Consider the following 6,544-nt stretch of genomic DNA (forward strand, 5'->3'; position numbering starts at 1 on the left):
GTGAATTGCTGTGTGCCGTTATGATCGGCCCCTTGCTTCGTTTGAGCCATGGCTGGAATTCACATCACCGACATTGAGGCCGCCATCAACCATTGGCGGGCCAAACGCCCCACCACCGAAGGGGCGGCGCTTGCGCACGAGTTGCAGGCGCTGGCGGAGGTGTATGCCTTGATGGTCTTCCATCACGAGGATCTGGCCGATGAGTTCAGCTTGCCTGTGGCAGCGGCCGAGGCCTTCCAGGACTGGTACGCCACCACGCCCGACACGCCCTGCATTGCCATTTGCTCGACCAGCCAGGGCGACGAGATGTGCAAGGGTTGTGGCCGCACGTTTGAAGAGGTGCAACTGTGGCCCGAAATGAGCGCTGGAGAGAAGCGCCAGGTCTGGCGACGCATCACCATGGAAGGCACGTCGTGGCGCTTCAACAAGTACGCTGAGCGAGCGGCGGAAGACCGCCAAATGGCGCGTGCTGCGGCCCAGGCTCAGGCCTTGCTGGACCTGACGCCCTGATCAGCTGCGGCTGATCATTTCCAGCGTGTCGGCTCGATGTGCACGCTGCCCTTGTCGCCGCTGAGGGTGACAGCGCCGTCTTGTACGGTGGCTTGCAGCTGCATGCTGCGCTCGGCCATCTTGCCCAGTTCTTGCGAGGCCTCTGTCGGGACGCGAAACACCTGAAGTTTGTCCAGTCGCGTGAGCTTGTTTTCGATGCCTTTCCACCAGACGTCAGCGGAATGGCTGAAACAGTACAAGCGTACGGCATCGGCCTTCTGGCAGGCTTTGGTCAGGGGTTTGTCTTCGGGCTGTCCCACTTCGACCCACAGACGGGTCTGGCCGGTAAAGTCTTTGAGCCAGAGGTCCGGATCGTCCGGGTCGGACAGGCCGGCGCCAAAAGCCAGCGTGCCGTCACCGCCGCAGGTGTCCTGCAGCTCGTGGGCGTTGAGGGCCAGCGCCAGCAGGCGGATCATCATGCGCTCGTCGGTCTCGCTGGGGTGGCGAGCGAGGGTGAGCGAATGGTCAGCGTAGTAGCCGTGGTCGATGTCGGCGATCGACAGCTGAGCTTTGTAGATGGTGGATTTGAGGGCCATGTTGGGCCGATCAGACGCGGCGCGCCAGCTCGGCGGCCTTGCCCACGTAAGTGGCGGGCGTCATGGCCAGCAAGCGGTCTTTGTCGGCCTGCGGAATCTCCAGGCTGGCAATCAGTTTGTGCAGGTCAGCCGCGGTCACGGTCTTGCCGCGCGTGACTTCCTTGAGCTTTTCGTAGGCGCCTTGCACACCGTAGCGGCGCATCACGGTCTGGATCGGCTCGGCCAGCACCTCCCACGAGGCGTCCAGGTCGGCAGCCAGCGCTTCTTCGTTCAGCTCCAGTTTGTTCAGGCCGGTCATGAGCGAAGCGTAGGCCAGCGCGGTGTAGCCCAGGCCCACGCCGATGTTGCGCAGCACGGTCGAGTCGGTCAGGTCACGCTGCCAGCGGCTGACGGGCAGTTTTTCGCTCAGGTGCTTGAGCACGGCATTGGCCAGGCCCAGGTTGCCTTCGGCGTTCTCGAAGTCAATGGGGTTGACCTTGTGCGGCATGGTCGACGAGCCGATCTCGCCGGCCTTGAGCTTTTGCTTGAAGTAACCCAGGCTCACATAGCCCCAGATGTCGCGCGCCAGGTCGATCAGGATGGTGTTGGCGCGGGCGGTGCCGTCAAACAGCTCGGCCATGTAGTCGTGCGGCTCGATCTGGATGCTGAAGGGCTGGAAGGTCAGACCCAGGCCCCAGTCGCTGCTCTGGGTCTCGCCCAGTTCTGGCGTTTCCACCACCTTGCGGGCAAAGGCTTCCCAGTCGAAGTCGGGCCAGGCCGACAGGTGGGCGTTGTAGTTGCCCACGGCGCCGTTCATCTTGCCCATGAGCTTGACGGCGGCGATCTTGTCGCGGCAGCCCGACAAGCGCACCACCACGTTGGCCAGCTCCTTGCCCACGGTGGTGGGGCTGGCGGTCTGGCCGTGCGTGCGGCTGAGCATGGGCACATCGGCAAACTGATGGGCCATCTCGCGCAGCTTGGCAATGATGCCGTCCAGGCCCGGCAGCATGACTTCGGCTCGCGCGTGCTTGATCTGCAGCGCGTGGCTGGTGTTGTTGATGTCTTCGCTGGTGCAGGCAAAGTGCACGAACTCGGCGTTTTTCTCCAGCTCGGCATGGCCTTTGAATTTGGCCTTGATCCAGTATTCGACGGCCTTGACGTCGTGGTTGGTGGTTTTTTCAAACTCTTTGATGGCCACGCCATCGACCTCTGAAAAGTTCTGAACCAGACCAGCGAGGTAAGCGCGTGCTTCGCTGGAAAGTGGCTTGAACTCATCAAAACCGGCATCGGACAAGGCGATGAACCAGGCGATTTCGACCTGCACGCGGCGGTGCATGTAGCCCAGCTCGCTGACCAGGGGTCGCAGGATGTTGACTTTGCTGGCGTAGCGGCCATCCAGCGGCGAGAGGGCGGAAATCGGGGAGAAGTTCATCCGGGTATTTTACGGGCACCCCCCTGCAAAACCCCGCGGACTGACTGACAGCTTGTGTAAGGCGAATTAACCTAGAATGGTTTTAAATATTTTCTTTCCACAAATGTAATGAAATTTATTGGTGCCGTCACCAGCCCCTACGTGCGCAAAGTGCGCGTGGTGCTGGCTGAGAAAAAACTGGACTACGAATTTGTCACGGAAGACGTCTGGTCTGCCGACACGCGCATTGCCGAGTCCAACCCTTTGGGCAAGGTGCCTTGCTTGATCATGGACGGCCAGGAGGCCATGTTCGATTCGCGCGTGATCGTGGAATACCTGGACACGCTTTCGCCGGTGGGCAAGTTGATTGCCCCCTCTGGCCGCCCCCGCGCCGAAGTCAAGACCTGGGAGGCGCTGGCCGACGGTTTGCTGGACGCCGCCATTCTTGCGCGACTGGAGGCCACATGGCCAGGGCGCACCGACAGCCAACGCAGCCCTGCCTGGATTGACCGGCAAATGGGCAAGATCGATGAGGCGCTGGCCGCCATGTCGCGTGGCTTGGGCGACAAGGCGTTTTGCTCGGGCATTTACCTGAGCCTGTCGGACATTGCCGTGGGCTGTGCCTTGGGGTATCTGGACTTCCGCTTTCCTCAACTGGATTGGCGCAACCGTCACCCCAACCTGCACAAGCTGATGGACAAGCTGATGCAGCGCCAAAGCTTCATCGATACGGCGCCGCCCAGCCCTTGAGCCTACGCCTGAGCCTGCACAGCTTCTTTAGCGTTCGCCCAGCACGTGCGCCCACAACTGGCTGATGACCCGTTGTTGATCTTGCACCTCTTCCAAACCCAGTTGCGTTGAGTCTTCGTTGAGTCGGCTGGTGTGCTGCAGCTGGCGTAAACGGCGGTAGGCGTCGGCAGCACGCTGCCCCATGCCGGGCTGCAAAAGCCCCGCTTGCTCGGCGCGTTGGAGCAAAGCGATGTTGCCCACGTTGGGGCGCAACTCGGGGTGCTTGGCGGCGTGCAAAAGCACCAGGTACTGCACGACAAACTCCGCATCGACCATCCCGCCGGGACTGTGTTTGACGTCAAAGCTGTCGGTGGGCACGGTGTGGGCTTGTTGCACCCTTTGGCGCATGGACACGATTTCGCTGCGCAAAGCAGCGGCATCGCGCGGCGCACAAATGACCGCTTCGCGCACCTGGTCAAAGGCCGATCGCAAACCGTCCTGGCCCAGCACAAAGCGGGCACGGGTCATGGCCTGGTGTTCCCAGGTCCAGGCGGTGTTGCTGCCGCGTTGCTGCTGGTAATCGGCATAGGCCTCGAAGGGGGTGACCAGCATGCCGGCATTGCCGTTGGGGCGCAATGCGGTGTCGATTTCGTAGAGGTCGCCTTCGCCGGTTTTGACGGTCATCCAGTTGATGAGTTTGCGGGCGTAAGCAGCGTAAATTTCCTGGGCTTGCTCGTGCGGGTCTTCATACACAAACACGATGTCCAGATCGCTGCCGTAACCGAGTTCTTTGCCACCCAATTTGCCGTAGGCGATGACGGCCAGTTGTGGGGCATCCAGGTGGCGCTGGCGCAACCGCTGCCAGCACCAGATGGCTGCCACCTGCAACACGGCATCGGCCAGGGCGCTGAGGTCATCAGCGACTTGTTCGACCGTGAGCACACCTTCCACATCGCGGGCCAGGGTGCGGAATTGCTCGGCATGGCCGGCGCGGCGCAGAAGGTTGAGCAGGCTTTCCTCGTCGTCTTCGCCCGTACGCTCCAGGGCGCGTTTGCGTGCGTCCAGCTCGGCCACAAACTGCGCGGGGTCGAAGCGCGTGGTGAAGAGGTCGCCGCCGGCGAGCTCGTCGATCACGCCCGGGTGCTTGAGCAAATATTTGGCTGGCCATTTGGCGGCGCCCAAGAGCCGCAGCAAGCGTTCGTGAATACCAGGACGCTCCAGCATCAGGGCCAGATAGCTTTCGCGCCGCAGCAAGGGCTCGAGCCAATCGGTCATGCGCAGCACGGCCTGGGCATCGACCCTTTGTTCTTTGAGCCATTGAGCGGTTCGCTGCAGCAGACGCAGCAGACGGGCGCGCGCGTCTTCACGCAAGGCCTGAACGCGAGGGTTGTTTGGCCAGGAAGCCAGGTGCGCTCGTACGTCTGGCGGGAAGGCTTCGAACACCGCCTCCCACTCCGGTTGCGCCGTCTGGGCCAACTTGCCGTTGCCATTGCAGGATTTGCAGGGGCGGTCTCCGCCCAGCAAGACATCAAACTCCTGCGCCACCAATTCGCGGTGGGTGTCGAGTGTTTTGAAAAAGCTGCAAACATCGGGTAAGCCCAGGGTGCGGGCGATCCACTCCAGGTCCTCGTCCGCGGTGGGGAGCACGTGGGTTTGCTGGTCATCCAGGTACTGAATACGGTGTTCCACCTGACGCAGGAAAACATACGCTTGTGCCAGAGCCTGGGCAGTGGCCTGAGGCATCAGGCCCGCACGGGCCACGCGTTCAAGAGCATCGAGCGTGGGGCGCGTGCGCAATTCCGGAAACTGCCCACCACGCACCACCTGCAAGAGTTGCACGGTGAATTCGATTTCGCGTATGCCCCCGCGCGAGAGCTTGACGTCGTTGGCACGTTCGGGGTGGCCTGCACTGCGCTTGGCAGCATGGTCGCGAATTTGCTGGTGCAGCGTTCGCAAAGCCTCGAACACGCGGTAGTCGAGATAGCGCCGGAACACAAAAGGCAAGACCACCGATCGCATGGCCGAAGCCGAGCCATCGTCAATGGCGCGACGCGGCGCCACCACACGGCTCTTCATCCAGGCAAAGCGCTCCCATTCGCGGCCCTGCACCATCAGGTACTGTTCGAGCGCGTCGAGCGACACCACGCTCGGCCCCGAGTTGCCATTGGGCCGCAGGGCCAGGTCCACACGGAAGACAAAGCCGTGCTCGGTCACATCGCCAATGAGGGCATACACACGCTTGACCACCTTGGCAAAGTATTCCTGGCAGGAGATGCGGTTGCGCCCGACCTCGTTGCCTGCGGTTTCGCCGTCTTCGTCGTACACATAGATCAGGTCAATGTCACTGGACACATTGAGCTCACGTGCACCGAGCTTGCCCATGCCCACGATCCACAGTTGGGCGCGTTGGCCGTCGGGTCGCAGCGGCGCACCATGCAAAGCGTCGAGTTCGGCAAAGCTGTGTTCGCAAGCGATGTCCAGCGTCACCTCTGCCAGTGCCGTGACAGCGCGGGTGATGATCTGCAGGTCGGCTGCTTGTTCGCAGTCCAAGCGCATGAGGCGCAACATGCACAGTTGACGCAAGACGCGCAGGGCTGCACCCACATCCTGATACTGCTGCAGCAACACCGCATAGGCCTGTTGCAGGCTCTGGCGGGTGGGCGGCCCTTCGGGCAGGGACAGCTGGTCTTGTTCGTAGCGGCGAAGCAGGCGTTGGGCAAAACGCGAATGGCTGATGGACGGGGAAATGGCCATGGACAATTGCTGAGAGAAAACGGTCTGGGCGGCGATAATGTCTGCTACTTTTGAATTCAAACCACGACTGCACCGTGCCGCTGTTTCGCCTGATGTTTCGCTGGCTGGGCCGACTGTTTGGCTTTTTGAGCTGGACAGTGCTGGTCCTGGGCTTGTTGCTGGGCATGGCCTGGGGCACGCTTCATTTGTGGATTGTGCCGCGAATCCAGGAATTTCGCCCTGACCTGGAGCAATGGGCTGGCCGCGCGATTGGGGCTCCGGTGCGCATTGGCCAGTTGCGTGTGCTCTCCAACGGCTGGGTGCCCTCTTTCGAACTTGAGGACATTGAGGTGCGTGACGCTCTCGATCGCACCGCCCTGGCTCTGCCCAAGGTCTGGGTCGCGGTCAGTGTTCGTTCCTTGTTGCGTTTGCAAGTCGAACAGCTGGCGCTGGAGCGGCCTGACCTGGACGTGCGTCTGGATGCAAACGGGCAATGGACGGTGGCCGGGCTGGCGCTGGGCCCTCAAGATGGTCAGCCCTCTGCCATGGCGGATTGGCTGTTTGCGCAAAAAGAAGTGGTGGTGCGCGGAGGCACCTTGCGCTGGAC

At 61.9% G+C, this 6,544-nt stretch carries 5 protein-coding genes and 1 pseudogene; 3 read left to right on the plus strand and 3 right to left on the minus strand.

Features of this window, described 5'->3' with window-relative positions:
• Positions 1 to 48: 48 nt before the first annotated feature.
• Positions 49 to 510 (plus strand): DUF3717 domain-containing protein, encoded by a 462-nt coding sequence (locus AAFM15_RS00520; RefSeq protein ID WP_341684741.1) that lies wholly within the window; start codon positions 49 to 51, stop codon positions 508 to 510.
• A 14-nt stretch (positions 511 to 524) separates the two neighbouring features.
• Here the strand turns inward: AAFM15_RS00520 and AAFM15_RS00525 are convergent, their stop codons facing one another.
• Both AAFM15_RS00525 and purB read right to left on the minus strand, forming a co-directional pair.
• Positions 525 to 1,085 (minus strand): YaeQ family protein, encoded by a 561-nt coding sequence (locus AAFM15_RS00525; protein WP_341684742.1) that lies wholly within the window; start codon positions 1,083 to 1,085, stop codon positions 525 to 527.
• A gap of 10 nt (positions 1,086 to 1,095) precedes the next feature.
• Positions 1,096 to 2,496, minus strand: a complete 1,401-nt coding sequence (gene purB / locus AAFM15_RS00530; RefSeq protein WP_341684743.1) for an adenylosuccinate lyase — start codon at positions 2,494 to 2,496, stop codon at positions 1,096 to 1,098.
• 108 nt (positions 2,497 to 2,604) lie between these two features.
• On the opposite strand from purB, the gene AAFM15_RS00535 reads away from it, so the two are divergent.
• Entirely contained in the window at positions 2,605 to 3,225 is a 621-nt protein-coding gene (locus AAFM15_RS00535; protein ID WP_341684744.1) for a glutathione S-transferase N-terminal domain-containing protein, read from the plus strand.
• 27 nt (positions 3,226 to 3,252) lie between these two features.
• Here AAFM15_RS00535 and glnE read toward each other — a convergent pair whose 3' ends face one another.
• Positions 3,253 to 5,958 carry a bifunctional [glutamate--ammonia ligase]-adenylyl-L-tyrosine phosphorylase/[glutamate--ammonia-ligase] adenylyltransferase gene (gene glnE, locus AAFM15_RS00540; RefSeq protein ID WP_371833059.1) on the minus strand — a complete coding sequence of 902 codons (2,706 nt, stop codon included), beginning with the start codon at positions 5,956 to 5,958 and terminating at the stop codon, positions 3,253 to 3,255.
• Positions 5,959 to 6,008: 50 nt separating this feature from the next.
• Here glnE and AAFM15_RS00545 point away from each other — a divergent pair.
• Positions 6,009 to 6,544 (plus strand): annotated as a pseudogene (locus AAFM15_RS00545) (DUF3971 domain-containing protein); the annotation flags it as partial.

Source organism: Limnohabitans sp., from assembly GCF_038134685.1.
In the GTDB taxonomy this organism is placed as follows: domain Bacteria; phylum Pseudomonadota; class Gammaproteobacteria; order Burkholderiales; family Burkholderiaceae_C; genus Limnohabitans_A.